14 protein-coding genes are annotated in these 21,755 nt (G+C 33.3%); 7 read left to right on the top strand and 7 right to left on the bottom strand.

Going from position 1 to position 21,755, the window contains the following annotated elements:
- Positions 1-67: 67 nt before the first annotated feature.
- From ACM55K_RS16000 to ACM55K_RS15985, 4 genes are all read right to left on the bottom strand, one after another.
- Positions 68-2,416, bottom strand: a complete 2,349-nt coding sequence (locus ACM55K_RS16000) for a glycoside hydrolase family 2 TIM barrel-domain containing protein (RefSeq protein ID WP_416851275.1) — start codon at positions 2,414-2,416, stop codon at positions 68-70.
- Between the two features lie 230 nt (positions 2,417-2,646).
- On the bottom strand, positions 2,647-2,979 hold the full coding sequence (locus ACM55K_RS15995) for an ATP-binding protein (protein WP_416851274.1): 333 nt from the start codon (positions 2,977-2,979) through the stop codon (positions 2,647-2,649).
- 27 nt (positions 2,980-3,006) lie between these two features.
- The gene (locus ACM55K_RS15990) at positions 3,007-3,363 is read right to left on the bottom strand and encodes a hypothetical protein (RefSeq protein ID WP_416851273.1); all 357 of its coding nucleotides are present in this window, start codon (positions 3,361-3,363) and stop codon (positions 3,007-3,009) included.
- 1,343 nt (positions 3,364-4,706) lie between these two features.
- Complete coding sequence (locus tag ACM55K_RS15985) at positions 4,707-5,807, bottom strand: Fic family protein (RefSeq protein WP_416851272.1); 1,101 nt, start codon at positions 5,805-5,807, stop codon at positions 4,707-4,709.
- Positions 5,808-6,376: 569 nt separating this feature from the next.
- Between ACM55K_RS15985 and ACM55K_RS15980 the strand changes: the two genes are divergently transcribed.
- From ACM55K_RS15980 to ACM55K_RS15965, 4 genes are all read left to right on the top strand, one after another.
- Complete coding sequence (locus tag ACM55K_RS15980; protein WP_416851271.1) at positions 6,377-6,631, top strand: hypothetical protein; 255 nt, start codon at positions 6,377-6,379, stop codon at positions 6,629-6,631.
- Between the two features lie 410 nt (positions 6,632-7,041).
- A complete protein-coding gene (locus tag ACM55K_RS15975) occupies positions 7,042-7,233 on the top strand; it encodes a hypothetical protein (RefSeq protein WP_416851270.1) in 192 nt (63 codons plus the stop codon).
- A gap of 151 nt (positions 7,234-7,384) precedes the next feature.
- The gene (locus ACM55K_RS15970) at positions 7,385-7,891 is read left to right on the top strand and encodes a hypothetical protein (protein WP_416851269.1); all 507 of its coding nucleotides are present in this window, start codon (positions 7,385-7,387) and stop codon (positions 7,889-7,891) included.
- A 50-nt stretch (positions 7,892-7,941) separates the two neighbouring features.
- The gene (locus ACM55K_RS15965; RefSeq protein WP_416851268.1) at positions 7,942-10,140 is read left to right on the top strand and encodes a TonB-dependent receptor plug domain-containing protein; all 2,199 of its coding nucleotides are present in this window, start codon (positions 7,942-7,944) and stop codon (positions 10,138-10,140) included.
- Positions 10,141-10,481: 341 nt separating this feature from the next.
- Here ACM55K_RS15965 and ACM55K_RS15960 read toward each other — a convergent pair whose 3' ends face one another.
- The 3 genes from ACM55K_RS15960 to ACM55K_RS15950 form a co-directional block, all read right to left on the bottom strand.
- On the bottom strand, positions 10,482-11,693 hold the full coding sequence (locus ACM55K_RS15960; RefSeq protein WP_416851267.1) for a glycoside hydrolase family 27 protein: 1,212 nt from the start codon (positions 11,691-11,693) through the stop codon (positions 10,482-10,484).
- Between the two features lie 65 nt (positions 11,694-11,758).
- Positions 11,759-12,694 carry a family 43 glycosylhydrolase gene (locus ACM55K_RS15955; protein ID WP_416851266.1) on the bottom strand — a complete coding sequence of 312 codons (936 nt, stop codon included), beginning with the start codon at positions 12,692-12,694 and terminating at the stop codon, positions 11,759-11,761.
- 84 nt (positions 12,695-12,778) lie between these two features.
- Positions 12,779-14,704, bottom strand: a complete 1,926-nt coding sequence (locus ACM55K_RS15950; protein ID WP_416851265.1) for a glycoside hydrolase family 97 protein — start codon at positions 14,702-14,704, stop codon at positions 12,779-12,781.
- Between the two features lie 477 nt (positions 14,705-15,181).
- Between ACM55K_RS15950 and ACM55K_RS15945 the strand changes: the two genes are divergently transcribed.
- From ACM55K_RS15945 to ACM55K_RS15935, 3 genes are all read left to right on the top strand, one after another.
- Positions 15,182-18,277 (top strand): SusC/RagA family TonB-linked outer membrane protein, encoded by a 3,096-nt coding sequence (locus ACM55K_RS15945; protein WP_416851264.1) that lies wholly within the window; start codon positions 15,182-15,184, stop codon positions 18,275-18,277.
- Positions 18,278-18,296: 19 nt separating this feature from the next.
- Complete coding sequence (locus ACM55K_RS15940; protein ID WP_416851263.1) at positions 18,297-19,979, top strand: RagB/SusD family nutrient uptake outer membrane protein; 1,683 nt, start codon at positions 18,297-18,299, stop codon at positions 19,977-19,979.
- Positions 19,980-20,304: 325 nt separating this feature from the next.
- Positions 20,305-21,750 (top strand): family 43 glycosylhydrolase, encoded by a 1,446-nt coding sequence (locus ACM55K_RS15935; protein ID WP_416851262.1) that lies wholly within the window; start codon positions 20,305-20,307, stop codon positions 21,748-21,750.
- The last annotated feature ends 5 nt before the right edge of the window (positions 21,751-21,755 follow it).

The following is a 21,755-nucleotide window of genomic DNA, read 5'->3' as shown; positions in this document are numbered from 1 at the left end:
ATAATCCTCGGGGGCTTTGCTCCGAGGATTATTTTTTTTTAAGCAACTTTTTGGGTATATAGTTGTATTAGTTCTTTTTCTCAGGAACAATCTCAATACTTATTGATCCTTCCGCTAAACCTTCCGCGTTAGCTTTTATCTCAATTTTACCAGTGTCTTGAGTTGCTCTAATGATTGCAATCGCTTTCCCGCTGTATGCACTTCTTTCAGGAGATTGGTAGGATTCATGACTTATGATATTACCATTGTCGACTCCTATAATTTTACCTGAATTTGTGATAGTAAATTTTATTAAATTATCTGCATTCGCACATGGTATTCCTTTATCGTCAACAATAGTTGCTGTGATAAAAGAAACATCATCCCAATTGTTGGCGAGCGTTGGATTACTTTTGGTAATTATAATTTTTGACGGTTTTCCGGCAGATGTAAATTCTTCTTGAGCTGCAATTTTACCATTGTTTTTTCCAATTGCCTTTATAGTGCCTTCTTCAAAAGTTACATTCCATTCTCTTGGTGAATCATCTGCTGGTTTTTTTACTGTTCCCAATGATTTTTCATTAAGGAAAAGTTCCACTTCATCGCAATTACTATACACTTGAATTTTTGCATTATCATAGGTATCAAAATCGTTTGGTGTCCAATCTCCAACCCAATTTCCTGCTCCGGCATTTTCAGATTTTCTTACAATGTGTACAACTGGTTCAGGAGACCACCAACTATCTCTCTGTAAGGCTTGTTGTTTCCAATTTCCTGCTCTGTCAAACAAACCTTGGTTGTTTGTCGTTTCCGGCCAATCGGCTTCGCCTAAATAATCATAACCTGTCCATAGAAATTGACCTGCCATATAAGGTTTGTCGCGTAAAGCAAGCCATTGACTAATGACGTGGGTGTTTTCGGTACCTAATACTTTCCAGTTTGGGTGCGCCTCATGGGCAGCGACTAGTTCATTTTCACGATAGTTTTGCCCTACAACATCCATTTGCTCTGCAAAACCACTAAGGTACACTTTAGAATTTGCAGGTCTGAAAAGCGCCATTGTTACCGGTCTGGTATCGTCATATTTCTTTACGACGTCTTCCTGCATTTTGTACTTTTTGTATCCTTCCGGATAACTGAGGTCGTCATGTATTTCATTTCCAATACTATAAATTACGATGGAGGGATGATTTCTATCTCTCAAAATAACATCTTTTGTGTCTTGTTCCCACCAATCCGTGAAATATAAATTATACCCTTTTTCACCATTGTGTTTGGCAGAGTTCCAGGTGTCGAAGGTTTCGTCCATTACCACAAATCCCATTTGGTCACACAAATCAAGAAACTCTGGCGCAACAGGATTGTGTGCCGTACGAATCGCATTTACACCCACTTCTTTTAATTTTTTAAAGCGCTCTTTCCATACTCCTACAGGTACTGCAGCACCAACGGCTCCTCCATCGTGATGCAAACAAACCCCTTTTAGTTTTAAATTTTTACCATTTAACCAAAAACCTGATTCGGCAATAAATTCTGATTTTTTAATTCCAAATGGAACAGTTTGATTATCGATGAGTGTTTTTCCCGAATATAATTTAGTTGTTGCGGTGTATAAATTAGGTTCGCCAATATCCCATAATTTTGGATTCGTGATTTCAATTTCTTGCGAAAACAATCCGGTCGAGTTTGCTGAAATGTTTTTTTGACTTTCAACAGTTTTCACTACCTTTCCTTTATTGTCAATAATTTCAATTTGTAATTTGTAGTCGCCCACAATTCCTTTATTCTCTATTTCAACCTTTAGGTTAACTACTCCTTTAGTGGCTGTAGCAATTGGTGTGGTAATAAATGTTCCCCAATGCTTGAAATGGGTTGGGTTGACCGAAACTAACCGAACGTGACGATAAATACCGGCACCCGTGTAATAACGAGAAGCTGGTTGTATTGAATTATCGGCTCTCACTGCGATAACGTTAGTTTTATCAAAGTTTAAATAAGGAGTAAGGTCATAAGTAAAGCTGATATAACCGTAAGGCCGTTTTCCTAAATGTTTACCATTTATCCAGACATCACTATTAGCCATTACGCCATCAAATTCGATAGAATATATTTTTTTTGCATCAGCCTTATCGATTTTAAATGTTTTGCGATACCAACCAATTCCGGTAGGTAGGTAGCCACCGCCACGAGCCGAGGGGTTGGCTCTGTCATAAGAGCCTTCAATGCTCCAATCATGAGGTACATCTAGTTTTCTCCATTGCGCATCATCAAATAAAGGTTTTTCTGCACCAGGGACTTCTCCTTTTATAAATTGCCAGCCACTATCAAAATTAATTACTTTGCGTGCTTGGGAAAAAACGTTTGTAGCTAATGCTAAAAAGAGAAATAAGAGGGTAAATCTTAGCTGTTGAGAGTGTTTTGTCTTAAAATAGTTCATTTTTTTTTTCTAATTTTTATTTGGGTTATTTTTTTTTAATCATTTTAATATGGTATCAATCTTTTTTAGTTCCTCTTTGGTAAAGCTTGTATTGTCTAGAGCTTTGATTGAATACAATATTTGTTCTGGTTTACTAGATCCTATTATTACAGAAGTAACTCTTGTATCTAATCCAAGCTAAAACCATCTGAGCTAATTTTTTACCTGCTCATTTGCCATTTTATTCAGCACTATGATTTTAATGAATTTATCAAACCAACGATTTGCTCTAATTCGGAATTCTTAATATCTAGATTAGTATTTAATGCTACGAGTATTGTCATGCGATTTTCGGATAAAAGATTCACCCTCTTGTCGAAATTGAAAGGTCTTCTGAATGTTACAATGAACATTCCATCTATATTGAATTCTGGGGGTATTAATCCCTCTTCTTTTATCAAGTCATGCATCCTAATGCCAGAACCTATTTGTTCTACCATTCGCATTCTTTCAAATAAGCCCGAAATTAAAGGATTACGGATTAAGCTTCTTTTTCTAAATTCATTTCGTGTAATGACACTCACTAATGCACCAGGATTATTGATTTCTACCTAATCGTCAAATAATCCTATTGTAATTCGACCTCCTTTATCATAGTAATTTCGATGTGCTAAGGAGTTTATAATTGCTTCTTTGAAAAACAGTTTACGGAATTTTCTATAACTGTTTTCTTGGTTTGGAAACTTCCCCGTCACATCTAGTTTCGAATTTAGCCAATACCTACTTTTTAAAAATTGTTGGTATAGTAGTGTGCCAGTCATTATTTTATCATCAATAATGTATGTTTTCTCTGTCCCATCAAATACAATACAGCGTATTACTGCTTTTTCAAAAAAGTGTTTCGGTTTTTTGGCAAAGAATAAAACAGCACCATCTTTAAAATATCGTTCTTTTGTAGTCAGCCTCAAGTTATGAAATACCTATTCTTTTGAAATAGTATAGTTCAATCCAGCTTCAGTTTTAAAGACCTCGATATTTTCTTTATCAAGGTCGGTTGCAAAGTCTGTTTTTGTAAGGCGCTTCATCAAAATAAATTCTATCTGTTTGTTGGAAAAAATCTCTCATTTTGTCAACAGTTGTTAGTTTTTGTGAATTAGTATCTTCTGAACATACTAGGATATTTTCTTGGAGTTGGTGAAGGTATATTGATCTTTTTTTCGTACTTATTGGGACTGATATTGTTATCATAAATTGCTATTTATTTGTTGATTGCGTAAAATTATACTCTATTTATTTTACACATTTGCGGTTTTCCGTATTAAGTATTTTTATTTACTGTAATTGTTATATAATTATAAATAAGCTTTTAAATCATTCGCTAATATAAAGTAAATTACTTTGTAAATAAATGTTTTTTTAAATCTTGGGGGCTCGATTAAATTCAAACTAGCCTAATTTTATTACTATAAATCAAAGGAGATATTACAAAACTATTCTTAATATGAAATGAGTTTGATAAATACATGGCTTAAGTGAATAGACATAATATTTTTAAAATTAATTTTAAGATTACCTCGCTTTAACTTCCAATTTAAATTTGATCTTGATATTTGTTTAAATATATCCTCAAGTAGAATTGAATAATATTAGCATGAAATCAAATGCTGATAAGTTTCTAGGAAAAGATGGAAAAAGCCTAAAACTCATGCTAACAGAGAGAAAACATCAGTTGATTTATTTGTTCAAATTATTGTTGAAGCAACCATAAAAGAGTTTTATGAAAAAAATAGAGTCGAAATATATTTTAATTTACTATAATTTAGTTAATTAAGTGCTTAATTCCCGCTGACTACCTAAATTAATTCTAAGTTTTTTAAAGTAAAAAGTTGTATCTAAAGGTGAATAAGAGTTCGACTGTCGAACTCTTATTCATAGTCGAACATTTTAAGGACTAGAGTAATAAAATAATGAGAAAAATTATATAATTAAAATTGCTCTGTAATGTTACTATCTTAAGCAATTTTCGAAGCATTTTTTAGAGATTAAAGAATTTAACAATGTCAAATTCAATATAAATTTTAAAACAAAAGCAGAATTTATAATGAAAGATAAATAATAATTTTTTCCTATTCTTAATTATAATTTAAATAGGGAATGAAAAATATACCTCAATCATCTGTTTTCGATAAAGAAAATAATATTCCCGTTCTACGGGTATTCCCACTTTTTTAATACAGCTGGAGTAAAAATATTATTAATTAAATAAAACAAAAAATAAAAGGATATTACTATTTATTGGATCCAAGTTTTTTTACATGATAATAGTGTAAGATGTACTTCTTCCTCCTTTATCATCTTTCATTAAGATTCTTTTTGAAATTAGATCTTGAATATCTCTTAAAGCTGTATCAGGAGAACATTTTGTAATCTTTGCCCATTTTGTTGTGGTCAGTTTCCCTTCAAAGCCATCTAGCATCTTATTAAGAAGTAATTTTTGTCTTTCGTTCAATGATGCGTTGTTTTGTTTTTCCAAAAAACTAGCTTTTGATAATACTTGTTCTAAGATACTATTTGTTGCATTCAAGGCCGCTAATAGGTTTTCAAAAAACCAATGTAACCACTTTGTAATGTCTAAATTCCCTTTTTGAGTTTGTTCTAGAATAGTATAGTACTCGTTACGTTGCAAAAGGATTTGTGCTGACATACTGTAAAAGCGTTTCGAACTTCTATCGGCTTTACACAATTGTATATCAGTAATAGCTCTTGCAATACGACCATTGCCATCATCAAAAGGGTGGAGGGTGATGAACCATAAATGGGCAATTCCTGCTTTCAATACGGGATCTAAAGTCTTTTCATTAGAAAACCAATCTAAAAATTGATTCATTTCTTTCTCTAAAAAAATCGCATCTGGAGCTTGAGAATGTATTTTCTCTCTTCTAAATCCACCAGAAACTACTTGCATAGGACCATTATCATCAGTTCTCCATTGACCAATATTTATTTTATACATTCCGCTTCTTCCTGTTGGGAATAAACAGTTATGCCACCCAAATAATCTATCTTTTGATAATGCAGAATTAAATTTTTTTGTGGCATCAAGCATCATTTCTACTACTTCGTCAACATTTCTATCAGAAGGAACTAATCCTGCGATATCTATTCCCAAATGTCTAGCAATGGAAGAACGTACCTGATCCTTATTTAGTATTTCACCTTCTATTTCGGAGGATTTTAAAACATCAACTGTTAGGGTATCTAACAAAGCTTGTTCCTGCAACGCAAATCCCATTGCTTCCATTTTTCCCATGAGTTTGCCTTGCTTGTTTCTTACTTCTCCAAGTAATAATTGCAAAGCGTTTGTATCCCAAGTGAATATTGGCCAATTTTCATTTTGATAGATGTATTTCATTATTATCCGCGTAATTTGCGGTAAATATACGGACGATTCTCCGCATTTAAATCTATTATCCGCAAATAATGCGGTTCTTGATGTGTTTAATCTCCGTTGGATAATATATTTAGTAATAAATTCGACAGTCGAACTCTTTATGTTAAAGTCGAACACTGTTCTGTTCTTCTACTAAACTTAATATTTTGAGCTTATCCAACAATTATTTTTTCAGTCCATTCCCTTTTATTTTTAATCATTTCATATATTCGCACAATATAATAATAAACGCACATCTGGATATAAGAACATACGCACAACACAATGTAATAGATACTCTAGAACATGATCAATGCTAAATGCACAAATCCTCTTTAAAATACAAATTAAATGGCAACACCAGGGAAGAAATTAGCAGCATCGTTGGAAGTGCTTCAAAAACTGTAAGAACAAAAGATAGTTGGTATCAAAGCAACGGATTTGAGCCGGGTGTATGAAGAACGCTTGATGGATCAAGGTTTTATTCGTGAAGTTTTTAAAGGATGGAATATCTCTGTTGCTCATAACGAAAAAAAAGGGGGAAACATCTCTTGATACACTTCTTATTGGGGGGGTGTTCGAGGTGTTTAAAAGATCGTTATGGTGATGATTATTGTGTTGTTGCAGACCGATCCTTGTTGATGCATGCTGGTAATGATTCTGTACCCTATCAAATGATTCTTCGGTCAACAAAAGGGAACAATTCATTGACTCCTTTACTTTTTAACACCACTTTGTTTACCATGAAATCGCCATTGTTGGACTTAGAATTGATTGAGATTATAAAGGGACCTAGAATTTTTTAATTTGGCTTCTTACTATTGTTTATTGTTCTCCATCTTTATTTACAAGTAATCCAACAGATGTTAGAACTGCTTTAAGTTTAATTAGTGACGGATCGGAACTATTAGGAATACTACTTGATAGAGGGTATAGCCTAAAAGCGGGTAGAATAGTAGGTGCTTTTTAGAAATACAGATTAGGATAAAATTGCAAATAACATTCTAAAAACAATGAAATTTGTGGGTTATGATGTTAGAGAAGTGGATCCGTTTGAGCAAAAAAAAAACATAACCTTGTCCACTCGGGAACGGTCTCCTTATGTTAATAGAATACGGTTGATGTAGCATGAGATGCTAAAGGAGTTATTGAAGTTTTTCCGAAATCTTTAGGAATACCTAATGACAAAGTGGGCTATTTAAAGAGTATTGAAGAAATGTGTATCACAGATGCCTATCACTCTTTATCGATTGAAAAATACCGCGTAACTCCTGAACTGATTGAAAGGGTTCGAAGTGGTGTATGGAATGCCAAAGAAAATGAGGATGACAGAAAACAACGCGAGGCTATGGCAGCCAGAGGCTATTTAGCTAACAGGTGTTTCTCGCTGACAAAGCAACCAAGATGATACATTTTGTACAAAACGTATTGTGAAATAATATAGTTTTGTAAGTCAAAAGAACATCATCATAATTATTTATAGTGAAAGAGACTTTTTTTAGTTTATTTTATGAAACAGCAAACAGGTTTAATTTTTATTTTGAAAATCACAAATATAAATGTTCCCAAAAAATAAAATACTAGTTATTCTCGTAGTCATTTCATTATATAGTACTAGCGTTTTTTTTGCTTATTCAGGTGATTTATTCAATCAAATTCAAAAAATAAGGCACGAAAATCAAATAAAAAAAATAAAATTTAGACAAACTATAATCTTCTCTTTGGAAGAATGGCAAGCCTTTTCGGATAAAACAGAAATAAAATACAATAATGCTTATTATGATGTGATTTCGTTTCATAAATTTCATTCAGAAGTTATAGCAAAAGTGGTAAAAGATGATTTGGAGAATGAATTTCGTTTAGTGATTTCTCAAATTTTAAATAAACATAAAAAATCCCCTTTGGAGAAAAAACGCACCTTTCTCTCTAAACATCTTGTACAAAAAAACAAAGTGAATTTTGGTTTTAAAATCGATTTTAAAATTGATATAATTGAAAATCATAATACTCAATTTAATTTAAAAACCAGACCATTTATCTATTCAGTATTTGATCCTCCATGTTAAAATTATTTTTTTTTGAAGCATCTATTTTAAACAAAATTAATTACATAAACATGAAAAAAACAATAACCGTAATGGTTTGTATTTACTCTTTGGTGGGATTTTCCCAAATCAAAAAAGACACCATAAATTCAATAGGATTAGATGAAGTGGTTGTAAGTACACAACGATTTGCAAAACCAAAAAGAAAAATTACGCAACAAATTGAAAGTATTTCTAAAAAAGAAATCGAGTTTAATAACTTCCAGTCCAGTGCCGATGTGTTAGGGAATTCGGGGACTTTAGCAGTTCAAAAATCACAACAGGGCGGCGGAAGTCCTGTTATTAGGGGTTTTGAATCCAGTAGAATTTTATTACTCGTTGATGGAATCCGAATGAATAACTTAATTTACAGAGCTGGACATTTGCAAAACATAGTTACTGTTGATAAAAATATGATCGAGAATGTAGATGTGCTTTTTGGACCATCGTCTACTATTCACGGAAGTGATGCGCTTGGCGGAGCCATTTATTTACAAACTAAAAATGCAAAATTGCTTTCCGATACGGAAAACCAAAAGGTTAGCGGAACTGCTTTAACGAGTTACAACTCTGCAAACCAAGGAAAATCAGGTCATTTAGATTTCAACTTTGCGGGTCAAAAATGGGGTTCCTTAACTTCATTCTCCTATAATGATTATGGGGATTTAAAAATGGGAAAACATAAAAATGGTTCCAATGATTTTTTTGGAGAAAGACCTTTTTATGTGGTAACCAATGATGGTGTTGACACTAAAGTTGCTAATGATGATAAATATGTGCAAAAATTTTCTGGATACAAACAATATGATTTTATGCAAAAAATTGTTTTTCAGCAAAATAGTAACACGCGACATAGTTTAAATTTACAATATTCTACCACATCAGACATTCCGAGATATGACAGGCTAACTGATTTGAGTTCAAACGGAAAATTTAAATCTGCAGTTTGGAATTATGGTCCACAAAAAAGATTACTTTCTGCTTATAAATTAGACAAAAAGAGGGTGTTCTTGAACAGTGATATGAATTTGGTTGCCAGTTATCAAAACATCGAAGAAAGTAGAATTACCCGTAATTTTGGTAATCCAACACAAAGTTCAAGGATTGAAAAAGTTTCGATATTTGCCATCAATTCTGATTTTAAAACAAAAATAGGAAACGGTGACTTTATTTATGGCGCCGATGTATATTATGATAATTTGAATTCTTCGGGAATTAAAAGAAATATTTTAACTAATGCTGAAGGTATCACTGATTCGCGTTATCCGGATGGAAAAAACAATACTTTTAGAGCCGAAGGTTTTGCTTCCTACAGCAATAACATTAACAAAACGGCCTCGTACAATGCAAGTGCCAGAGTGGGTTACGCGACTTTGAACAGCGAAATTTTAACCAATTTTTTGAATTTACCTTATACTAGCGTATCACAAAAAAACTTTACCTATAGTGGCGCCGTTGGAATTGTAAATAATGCCAGCGAAAACACAAAAATAGGTTTTAATTTAGCTTCTGCATTTCGAGTTCCAAACATTGACGATTTAGCAAAAATATTCGAATCGGCAGCAGGAACTTTAATTGTACCAAACAAAGATTTGAAGCCTGAGAAGTCAGTAACGGCTGATTTGAGCATTACTTTTTGGGAAGGAAAGCGTTTTCAGTTTGAAAATGTTTTTTATTACACAAGACTGTATGATGCAATAGTAACGGGTGCTTTCACATTAAACGGCCAGTCTTCGATTATTTATGAAGGAAAAAACAGTCTCATTCATGCCAATCAAAATCAAGGAAAAGGAAATATTGCCGGAATTTCTTCAACCTTAAGAAGTTATATCACAAAATCATTCTTGTTTTATGGCACTTTCAACTTTACTCACGGTAGAGTCCAAAATGCGGCGGGTAATTTTCCTTTAGACCACATCGCTCCAATTTATGGGAAAACAGGTTTTAAATATGAAAGTAAACTAGTAAATCTGGATTTATATATGTTGTATAATGGAAAAAAAGAATTGAGCAATTATTCACCCAGTGGAGAAGATAATTTGCAATATGCTCCAAAAAATGGTATGCCATCTTGGGAAATCTATAATTTGAAAGGATCCTTATCTTTAACGGAAAAGTTCACTGTTTTCTCTGGTGTTGAAAATATTTTAGATACGCAATACAGGACTTTTGCTTCTGGAATTAATGCTGGCGGAAGAAGTATTTATCTTGGAGGGAAATACAATTTTTAAAATTTAAATCGCAAAAAAAAGCCCGCAATTTCAATGAAATTGCGGGCTTTTTGTATTTCCTAATTTTTATTAGTCGATAATCATTTCTGGAATTTGGTTCTGTCACATCTAAAATAATCTATAACTCTAAGTTTTTTAAATCATTCACTTCATGTTGCGTAATATTTAACATTTTGTTTATTTTCCCCAATAGAAAAAGAAAATATCAATTCATACTTTTAAATACAGCTGCCAGACTTAAGTACAGTATCCAATATATAATTATGAATAGCATAATTTTTCTTATTATTAAATTGCATTAATCGTTTCGGATTACTTATGATACTACTATCTGCGATAACCTATTTTATTATTAGCATCTGTATACCATGACTAGGAATTCTCTTAGAATAAGTATTTGTAAATTTGCCTAAATTTTTATGTTCCCAAACATCTCTGATTTTGATTTTTCGGTTCAGTTTTGCTTTACTAAAATCTAACGTTATTTCTGCCTCTGAATCTGTCCTATTAAATAAGGCAACAGCGTATTTTTTCTTTTTGGTAGATTTTAATTCCTTCACCCATACTTGTAAACCGGTAGATTGCTCGTAGATTAGTTTTCCTTGTATACCTAAAGCGTCTTGGTTAATTGCAATGGCTTCTTTATTTAATAAAATATCCAATGTCTCCTTTGAAATAGTACGAAGGTCATTCCCCAGAATTAAAGGCGATGCAATCATGCACCACATAGAAAAATGACTTTTTTGTTCTTCTTGTGTCATAACAACCAATCTGCCACCATCGTCACCAACGCCAACTAACATCATATCAGCATCATTCCAATGACCTGGCCCGGCTATTTCCGGAAAGGCAGAAGAACGGTCTAATTCATATATAAATCCATCCCATTGCGTTTTGGCGCCTTTTGGGGAATGATCAATATCGGCACCTACTCTCCATGAGTTTGCTATAGCTGGAGCCCAATTTTGATAACTGCCACCACCTTGGTTACAAATATTAAAAAACATTGGTCTTCCTGTTTTTTTAATCGCATTGTAAATATCGGTAAATTCTTTTTTATAAAATTCTTCTGTTCGAATAGGTGCAAAATTCACATCGACTTTTACATAATCATACGTCCACTCCGCAAATTTTTTGATATCCTGCTCATAAAATCCGCCACTTGCAAGGGTCTCATAGTTGGCTTTCAAACCAATATTGGTATATATTCCGGCTTTTAACCCTTTAGTATGAATATAATCTGCTAAAGCTTTCATTCCACCAGGGAATTTAGTGGTGTCAACTATAATTTGACTATTTTCTTCTCTTCCTGGACTCCAAAAATCATCAATATTGACGTAAGTATAACCCGCATCTTTTAAACCAGTACGCACCATTGCATCTGCAATTTGTTTGATAACTTCTTCGGTAGGATTTTTTTTGAAGGTATTCCAAGAGCTCCAACCCATTGGAGGTGTTAGTGCTAATTTAGGATTTAAATGGTCAGCGTTTTGTGCAAGTAGGGGTAAAGTAAACAGAGCGGTAAATAGGTAAATAATGATTTTGTTTTTCATGGGTATATTTTAATTTTGTTTTAGATCAAATTTTATAATTATATTATTATCAAGCAGTTAAAATGCTATTTTTTTTTTACGGGCCAATCCCAGTGTAATAAATCGTCACTCCAGGCAATACCTATTGATGCATTTTTATCAAAATCTCCTTCTTCTTCTGTTTTTGGACCTGAACCATGAAAAAACAGGATATATTTACCAAACTCGCTGTTTTTCTTTAAATTTATTACAGTACCCCCGGTAATTCTGCCTTTTGCCCAGTCCCATTCATTCTGGCCTAATGTGATTACTTTTCCAAAATCTTTCCAATCTTTAAGATTTGAAGAATGTTTAATTGCGATGCCATTTTCTGGAGAATGAATTAAGATATATTCATTGTTCTCATTCAAAACACAAACATTTTCACCTGATGCAGTGTGGCCAAAAAATGTCCAGTTTTTCAAATCATAACTGTAAGACATGCTGACGCCGTTTTGTTTGTAAAAACACCACCACTTTCCTTTTTCATCTTTGTCTTCCAATAGATAGGGATCAATCATTCTTCCCATATCAGCTGTTGATACTTCAGGACCTTTTACTTTTATAATTTCTGGAGAGCTCCAATTTTTGAGGTCTTTGCTTCGCATGATGTATAATCTTGAATCTTTTGTCCCATATCGCGTTTTCTGATCAACAGTATAGTCAGGGCGCGGGTATGTTTGCAGACATAAAACCCATTCGTCATTGAAACGCACGATGTTTCCAGGACTGCAAAAATCCAAAGACTGGTCTTTTGGAGTGATAATTTTTATCGGACTCCAATTTTTCAGGTCTCTAGAATGGCTTGTTGCCGTATAAGAATAAATTTTTCCTTCTTCGGTTTTTACCAATGTAAAAAACAAATAAAACTTATTTTTATGATATAATACCGCTGGATCTCGATAAGCTATTGTATCACTACCTTTAAAAATAATTGGAGATTTTAAAGGGGTAAGTCTGCTAGATTGTGCCTTTAGCTGCATTGTAAAAAACAGTAAAATTAGAATCGAGGAAATCCTGAAAAAATTGTTCATACTATCGGGAAATTATAATTTTTTTTAATTGAATTACATTTTGATTGTAAATCCTCCATTTGGTTTCATCTTGATTTTCATTTTCGAATTTTTCTCTTTTGTGATGAATTCTTGGAGGAATCCGTTCTCTTTTTCATAGATTAGAAACCCCTTTTTATTGGTAACAAAAGAAAGATCAAGTTCAATTTCTTTGGGTGTGTTTTCACCATTTATACCCACTATAAACCAAGTGTTTTCTTTTTTTCGTGCCATAATAATGTATTTTCCGGGATAGCCCTGAATAAATTTGGAATCATCCCAATTAGTTGGAATGTCCTTTAAATAATCGACTACAAATTTCGGCATTTTAGCCATACCATCTGGTTTTTCTGCGATATGTTGGATTCCTGACAAAAATAAAACAGGCAAAGACAGTTCAAAGGCAGGTGTAGTTCTTCGGTTGATATTTGGTATTGAATCCAAAACCATCGGAGTAAAATCCATTGGGTCAAAAACGTTTCTGGCAAAAGCAAGCATACTGCAATGAGAAGGTTCTAAATCGGCAATACTCTGTTTAAAGGTTATATATTCATATCCTTTTACGGCCTCAGTTGTCGATAAATTAGGATAGGTTCGCTGCCACCCTCTTGGCAAGGTAGCCCCGTGAAAATTAATTAATAATTTATGTTCTGCAGCATCTTTTAGCATGTCATGATAATACTCAATCATAGATTGACCATCACCTCCAAAAAAATCAACTTTTATACCCGCAATTCCCATCTCGTTAAGTTTGCTAAACTCTTTGTCTCTGTCAGCGTGGGTCAATAATTTGCTTTTGGGTTGATATGTAGTACTATTCCAAGATCCGGACGAATTGTACCAAACCAATAATTTTACGTTTTTATCTTTGGCATAAGTAGATAATTCCTTCATTTTATCATCACCAATTCTCTTATCCCAATCCGCATCTATCAGACAGTAAGGCCAGTTCATTGCTGAAGCATAATCTATGTATTGAAGTGTTGTTTCATAATTTACAGATTCGTCTTTCAATAAAATCCAACTCCAAGAAGCTAGTCCGCTTTTAATAAAAGAGGTGTCCATTGGAATTGCAGGGTCTGCTAAATCAGTTCCTAATGTGCTTTCGGTAATTGTTTTTAAAGAGCCAATAGCTATTATTCTCCAAGGGGTGTACCAAGGCAATTCTGATTCGGGATTCAACGCGCCTCCAGGAAACACTTCTTCCTTTTGGGGAAAAGTTAACTGCATTTTTTTTGAAATATCATTGTAAACCAATCGGCTGCCACAGTATTTCCTATGTAATCCAGATTCAGATATTAAAATCCAAGTTTTGTTAGTATTAAATAAAGCGGGATATACCCAGCCTTCACCAAAAGCGGGTTTTGTATTTACAGGAACTCCCATAGCATAATGTTCTTCATAAGCCGGATTTGTTTCTTTCCATCCTGATTTTGCTTTTGACATAGGCTGTAGCCATGCTTTTGTTGTTGCATCAAAATTATAGCTCGTTTTTTCGGATAGAATTTTTTTAATATCCGTGGTTGTTTCTGGAAAATAGTACCTAAAAGCAATTCCGTCATTGGATAATTGGAAAATAATATCTATTAATTTCCCCTCACTATTTTTTAAGTGAACCGTGTATTGATTTGCAGTGTATTTTATATTTTTCTTTTTTCCTTGTAACATGGAATAGTCGGAGTGAATTTGTCTGGATTCTGAAACGGACACAATTTTTAGATTGTCATAAAAGTTAGCATCTTCTCTTATTATTCCTAAATCAGAGGTGTTAATTACCAATTTGTCTTTGTAAAAAACTTTGTAAAAAGGAGTTTTATTTTGGGCTAGATTAAACTCTATCTTAATCGTTTTATTTGAGTTTACAAAAAAATAATTGTTTTGTTTTTCAGTGAAAGAGCTTAGAAGGATTCCTAATAAAGACAAGAAGAATATTTTTTTCATAATAGGGAATAAGTAATTTATTTAAATGATTTTTCCTGTAGAATAGTACGTTTGAAAATGCATTTAAAATCGATATCAAAGCTATGATAGTAAATAATAATTTCATTCAACAAGTTCAGCAAATTTATTATTTATGATCTTTTATATAATGGAATATTGCGTCAAATATATGGATGGATGGATTTGTCACATGAAATTTTAAATATTTTAACCATAACGGTAAGAAGTAAATTTTTGACACGTGAATTAAAAAGGGAATAGAAGAAGTGTTTTTACTTAATTAGTTTATATCTATTTAAGAGCTATTGTTTTTAGATTGTTAAAAAAAACAGTCTTAATTAATTGATATCGCATTTTTTTTAGGTTTTTTTTAAAGGGTGGTTAATTTTTCTATGTTTTTGGGCAAAATTTCCCCCTTGCGGCAAAGGTTAAATGCTACTTTTGCTGAAATTTTCTAACTAATACCAAACATAAAAAATGAAAAAAAACAATTTTAAATTATTAATGTTAGCATTTCTAATGTGCATTTCGTTTACATCGTGGGCACAAACAATACAGGTATCCGGTGTTGTTTTAGATGAGTTAAATGTGCCGCTACCGGGTGCTAATGTCTCAGTAAAAGGTACAACTAAGGGTACGACAACAGATATTGAGGGTAATTTCACGATAGCTGTTTCAGGAGTGAACCAAAAATTGGTTTTTGGGTATATTGGATATGTTTCAAAAGAAGTAGCTGTTGACGGGGCTTCTAAAAAAATCAGTATAAAATTAGCGCCTGGATCTACTGCTTTAGAACAAGTAGTTGTAATTGGATATGGCTCTGTTAAGAAAAAAGATTTGACAGGATCTGTAGTGTCTATGGATGCAAAGAAGTTAACCGAGATGAAAAAAATTGGTGTTGCTGAAGCCATGCAAGGTCGATTAGCAGGTGTTGATATTAGTAGAGTAAGTTCTAAGCCAGGAGGAGGACTTTCTATAAAAATCAGAGGGAATACAGTTATAAAAAATACAAATGTTCTTGCTGATGGTAATGGAAACAGTAATGATTTGGCTAGTGATTTGTCAAAACCTCTTTACGTTGTAGATGGTGTTTTTTTAGATGATATTAGTATTATTAATCCATCAGATATTGAACAACTGGATGTTTTGAAAGATGCATCTGCGACTGCTATTTATGGTTCTAGAGGAGCTAATGGAGTAGTTATTATTACTACTAAATCAGGTGTTGTGGGAAAAACACAAATTACTTATGACAGTACATTCGGTTTTAATAATAAAGCGTATGATGTGCCTATGATGAATGGGGATCAATATGTTGCTTATGCCACAGATTTTTTAAAAGCGAAGCAATGGATAGCTCAAAATAATGCGGGAACAGCTTCAGTTGATAGTTTTAATAATACCCCAATTAATTTGAATACGGTATTTTTTAACGCGAATGAACAAAATAATGTTGCCAATAAGAATTATACCTATTGGCCTGAATTATTGAATAAAAAGAATCAGATTCAAACCAGTCATAATTTCGGTATGTCAGGGGGTAAAGACGGACTTACTTATAATGCAGCTATTGGGATGACCAAAAATGATGGTATATCTGGTATTGAAGGATATAATCGTTATACAATTAGCACTTCAGTTGCTAATAAATTTAATGATAAAGTTACAATGGGGGCTAGAATGTATTATACTTTTTCAGAAAGAGAAACTGGTAGCCCGGAAATGTTCAGGACTTCATACCGTTTAGCTCCAACGGTTGATCCGTACAATGATGATGGTAGTCTTACCTTGTTTCCTGATGCTCAAGACGTGCGTTTTGTAAACCCTATTTATGAAGCAAATGGTGCCTGGACTTCAAATACTCGTACAACGGATTTAATTGCAAATATATTTTTAAATTACAAGCCTGCTAAATGGGTTGAGTTAAAAACCAATTTTGCTCCTCAAATAGTAAATAGCAGATATGGTGAATACAGTGGTCTTCTTACTAGAGATGGTCGAAATGATATTACCAGAACTTTAGCAACTTACAACACGAGCATGAATACTGGTTTTAACTGGGACAATAGTGCTGCTTTTAATTTTAATATTACAGAAGGTCACAAATTTAAAGCTTTGTTGATTTCTTCCCTTTACCGTCAACAAGACGAGGGTTCGATGACAAAATCAAGAAATGTAAATTCTGATAACTATTCATTCTATAATACTCAAGGGGGATTAACGCCGTTAATTTACGATTCCTATTATTCTAAAGAGACATTAGCTTCATTTACTGCAAGGGTAAACTATGACATAAACGATAAATACCTTTTTACGTTCACAGGAAGGTATGATGGTTCTTCTAAATTAGCTTCAGGGCATCAATGGGCATTTTTCCCATCTGCTGCTTTTGCTTGGAAAGTAAGTAATGAAAAGTTTATGGAAGATGTGAATTGGATCTCAGATCTTAAACTTCGTTTGAGTTATGGTCAATCAGGAAATAATGCTCCTGTTTCGAGATATGCTTCTAAAGGGTTTTTAACAAGTGCTGATTATACTTTTGGAGGTACGGCGGTTGTTGGAAATACAATTGGTTCATTGATTAATCCTGAACTTGGCTGGGAGGTTTCTTCAGAATATAATTTAGGTTTGAACTTTAATGTTTTGAAAGGAAGGTTAGGAGTGGATGTTGAGGTATACAATAAAACAACAGAAGATGCAATCTTAAACAGATCATTGATGTTATTGACCGGATATGCAGCTTCTACAGGAAATTACGGATCTGTCCGTAATAAAGGAATTGAATTGTCTTTAAATTCAGTAAACGTAAAAACAAAAGATTTTAAATGGGAAACTAATATCAATTTTTCTAAAAACGAAAATGAGATTATTAAATTGGCGGGTGGTTTAAATAAAGAAGTTTATGGTGCGCACGGGGTATTACAAGTTGGAAAACCCGTAGATGCCGCTTACTCCTACCAAAAGATAGGTATATGGCAAATGGATGAGGCTGCAGCTGCTAAAGTATATGGACAATATCCTGGGATGTATAAATTTGTTGACCAAAATAATGATGGCAAGATTAATCAGCAAGATAAAGTTGTTCTTGGTTCCAATTCTCCAAAATGGATTGGAGGAATGACAAATACTTTTTCTTACCAAGGTTTTGATTTTTCTATTTTAGCTTATACACGTCAAGGTGCTTATGGCCATTCTGAATTTTATAATGCTTTTGCTCCTCAAAATCCTGATGGAGGTGCATTTAATGTACTTAATTTAAATTATTGGACTCCAAATAATCAAGGTGGTACGTACCCAATGCCTACTGTGGCAGCTTTGCCTAGTGGGGTTGATGAGTGGTATTATGAAGATATGTCATTTGTAAAGATTGGAAATATAGGTTTTGGATATAGTCTGTCAGACAGAATCCTTGAAAAATTAAAAGTTTCAAGTGTACGTCTATCATTAGACTTTCAAAATCCATATACGTTTACTAAGCACAAAGGGCCAGATCCTGAGACTGCTTTACAGGGTACTTTTGCTATGGCTAATCCTATAACATCGACAGTATTCGGTTTAAAAATTAAAATTTAAATTAATCATAAAATTTATAATGATGAAATTACATAAGAAAATAACAATAAAAACAACGCTTTTTGTGTTTTTAGCAAGCCTTGTATCTTGTACAAGTTATCTGGAAGAGGAGAATTTTTCAAATTTAACATCTTCAACATATTATACTCAAAAAACGGCTGATGATTTAGTGGTTGGGATGTATGGTGCCCTTAGAAATGTTTACAAAGATTATGGTACGGGTGCCTATGGTACAGATATGTTTACCACCCAAACAGCATTATTTATTAGTACACCTATTAATGATTATGCTAATTTTAATTCCAGCGACGGGTTAGTTGCGAGTGAATGGACAAATAATTACAGCCTAGTAAGTAAGGCAAATACAGTAGTTGATCGTTACGAAAACCAGATTGTTTGGACAGATCCCGCTTCAGCAGTTAAGGCCGGCGGAATAGCACAAGCAAAAGCGCTGAGAGCTTTGGCCTATTATAATTTGGTTCAGCAATTTGGAGGAGTAGTACTTTATTTAAATGAAGTTAATGGAATTAACTTTAATTATACACGTTCTTCTGAAGAGGCTGTTTTTACACAAATTATTACTGATCTTGAAGCTGCAATTCCTGTTTTAGAAGTTAAACCAGCACAAGTTGGAAGATTTTCAAAAAGAGCCGCCCAACACTTATTAGCAGATGCATATGTGACAAGAGGATATAAAACCTTTGCTAAATCTACTGATTTTGCAACAGCAGCCGCTTTAACGGAACAAGCAATCGGATCTTTTGATATACGAACTCAAACCTATGCAAAAGTTTTTGATTTTGCCAATCAGGAAAATGACGAAGTACTGTTTGCTGTTCAATATGGATTATCAGGAGGAGCTGCAAATAGAACTAATAACAAAAACGGTTTCTGTGTAAATGCAACATTTAATTATCCTGGTATTGCCAGAGCACAAAACCCATATTTTTCTGGATCTGGAACTGATATAGTTCAAGTAATGCCTACTAATTATTTTTATAATTTATTTGCTGCCAATGATACTCGTGAAGCGACAACTATGCTTAGAGCTTTAAAAGCTACGGTAGCCGCTACTTATAAAACAGATGTTATAAAAGTAGGCGATATAGTAATTTCTTATCCTAAAGTACCGCTTACTCCAACTGAACTTGCGACTCAATCAAATAATTATTGGGTATATCAACCAGGTAATTACTATTTCAACGATTTAACAAACAATGATGTGGCAGGAGCAGTGTATTTAAATAGTACAAATACTAATAAATGTAATTTCCCCATTTTTAATAAATTTAATGAAATAAGCCTTGCAAATACTGATGGTTTAGGTTATCGAGATACGTTTGTATACCGTGTAGCGGAAACTCATTTAATTGCAGCCGAAGCTTATCTAAAAGCTGGTGATATGACAAAAGCTTTGTTTCATATAAACAGAGTTCGTGAGCGTGCTACAGGAGTTGTTAATTATTATACAACAATCACGATTGACAATATTCTTGACGAAAGAGCATGTGAGTTAGCTGGAGAAGATAACAGATGGAATATTTTAAAAAGAACGGGAAGATTAGAAGCGAGAATTAAACTGTATAATCCTCATGTTGCAAATCATGGTGGATTTGATGCTAGTGTGCATTTACTTCGTCCAATTCCTTCAAAAGAATTAGAACTTTCTGATGGTTCATTAAAACAGAATCCGGGTTATTAAAAGAACAATTATATTAAAATTTAGTTAGTTAGTTGAATATAATGGGCGAGTTAAGTTTTTACACTTTAGAAAAAATCTAAAGGAATTTATTTAATTCGTCTATTGTATTAAATTGAAAAACATATTAGAATCCTTTTTTATATTTAAAATATTAATATTCCTGCTTGATATGGAATTATTTATACTATAAAAGTCAAACATAGCATTCAATAAAAAATAGTATTTACTTTTTGTTATCAAATTGTAATTTCTCTTTTCTTCTGAAGCACTGTTAGAAGGAAAACAAAATCCGAATTAGTAAGCAACAAATATCAGTAATTGAGTAATGATAAAAATTAAATTACATTCAAATAGCGATATTAAATATTGTGAGATAAGGCAATTGATCTTGTTATTATTACTATTTTCATGTTTTGTTGGATATTCACAGGACAGGTATAAAAGACCAAAAAGTAATCCTATTATTCCTGATATGATTGCTGATCCCAGTATAGTAAAAATCGATGGGGTTTATTATTGTTATGCTACAACTGATGGGTATGATAAAGGGCTTTCTACTGCTGGTCCACCCGTAATTTGGAAGTCAAATGATTTTTTAAATTGGACTTTAATTCCTGATTTTTTTCCGTCTGTTACGAATATGGTTTATGTAGCTCCAAGCAAAGTCATCAAATTTAAAGACCAATTTTATTTCTATCCAACATTGAACCGGGAAATATTTGCCGCTGTAGCTGATACTCCACAAGGACCTTTTCGCTTAGTAAATAATTCTGTTGTATCAAGCGGTAATTTAAAACCAAAGCCGTTGGTACCAATAAAAGGGCCAAAAGGAACTAAAGGGATTGACGCAGAGGTGTTTGTTGATGATGATGGCCAGTCGTATTTATTTTGGGCACAACGAGGAGCAGCCCGCTTAAAAGAGGATAGAATTACACTGGATACAATAACAACAGTTATTCCAACAAAAAGACTTGGTTATTCTGAGGGCCCTATTGTTTTTAAACGTAAAGGGATTTATTATTATCTCTATACTTTGGAAGGTGATGAGAATTATAAATATGCCTATGGTTACTGCAAGAATTCACCATTAGGGCCCTATTTTTTTCCTGAAAATGATATTATCGCAACTACCGATACTCTGAAAAAAATTTATGGGCCAGGACACGGCACTGTTTTTTCAGAACCGGAAACGGATAACTATTATTTTGCTTATTTGGAGTTTGGCAATGGAAGCACCAATAGGCAGGTTTGGGTTGATAAACTAACCTTTAATAATGACGGGACTATCAAACCAGTCGTTTTATCGCATGAAGGAGTTGGAGCGCTGACAAAATCTAAAAAACTGTCCAACCTTGTTGTTCCAAAGCAAGTAAGTACTTCAAGTAATTTACCTGATTTGATTGTACAACCAATTAAAGATTCCACTTTAAAAAGAACAGAAAATTATAGTCCTGTCAATGCAATTGATGGATCGAATGGAACGAGATGGATGGCAGATTCTACCGATGTTTCGGCATGGTATCAGGTGGATTTAGGAAGTGTGATAAAGATTAAAAAAGCAGCAGCTTATTTCAGTAAGCCAACGGCTGGTCATGCGTATAAGTTGGAATATTCACAAGATGGAATACGTTGGAAAGTATGCGGTGGTCATGCAGCTATAAAGGTTCAATCGCCTCACATGGATTTGTTTTCGATAAAAGCAAGATTTTTAAAGCTCACTTTTTTAAGTGGTGTGCCTGGCTTGTGGGAGTTTAAAGTATATAATAATTAAAATTT

Origin of the sequence: Flavobacterium arabinosi (genome assembly GCF_048158725.1) — a bacterium.
Classification (GTDB): Bacteria; Bacteroidota; Bacteroidia; order Flavobacteriales; family Flavobacteriaceae; genus Flavobacterium; species Flavobacterium arabinosi.
Note: the sequence above shows the minus strand (reverse complement) of the source record. Positions and strands in the feature narration are given on the sequence as shown.

Coding starts and splice junctions, on each gene's coding strand:
- ACM55K_RS16000 (WP_416851275.1), bottom strand. CDS start 2,416: ATGAACTATTTTAAGACAAAACACTCTCAACAGCTAAGATTTACCCTC.
- ACM55K_RS15985 (WP_416851272.1), bottom strand. CDS start 5,807: ATGAAATACATCTATCAAAATGAAAATTGGCCAATATTCACTTGGGAT.
- ACM55K_RS15975 (WP_416851270.1), top strand. CDS start 7,042: ATGTGTATCACAGATGCCTATCACTCTTTATCGATTGAAAAATACCGC.
- ACM55K_RS15970 (WP_416851269.1), top strand. CDS start 7,385: ATGTTCCCAAAAAATAAAATACTAGTTATTCTCGTAGTCATTTCATTA.
- ACM55K_RS15965 (WP_416851268.1), top strand. CDS start 7,942: ATGAAAAAAACAATAACCGTAATGGTTTGTATTTACTCTTTGGTGGGA.
- ACM55K_RS15960 (WP_416851267.1), bottom strand. CDS start 11,693: ATGAAAAACAAAATCATTATTTACCTATTTACCGCTCTGTTTACTTTA.
- ACM55K_RS15955 (WP_416851266.1), bottom strand. CDS start 12,694: ATGCAGCTAAAGGCACAATCTAGCAGACTTACCCCTTTAAAATCTCCA.
- ACM55K_RS15950 (WP_416851265.1), bottom strand. CDS start 14,704: ATGAAAAAAATATTCTTCTTGTCTTTATTAGGAATCCTTCTAAGCTCT.
- ACM55K_RS15945 (WP_416851264.1), top strand. CDS start 15,182: ATGAAAAAAAACAATTTTAAATTATTAATGTTAGCATTTCTAATGTGC.
- ACM55K_RS15940 (WP_416851263.1), top strand. CDS start 18,297: ATGATGAAATTACATAAGAAAATAACAATAAAAACAACGCTTTTTGTG.
- ACM55K_RS15935 (WP_416851262.1), top strand. CDS start 20,305: ATGATAAAAATTAAATTACATTCAAATAGCGATATTAAATATTGTGAG.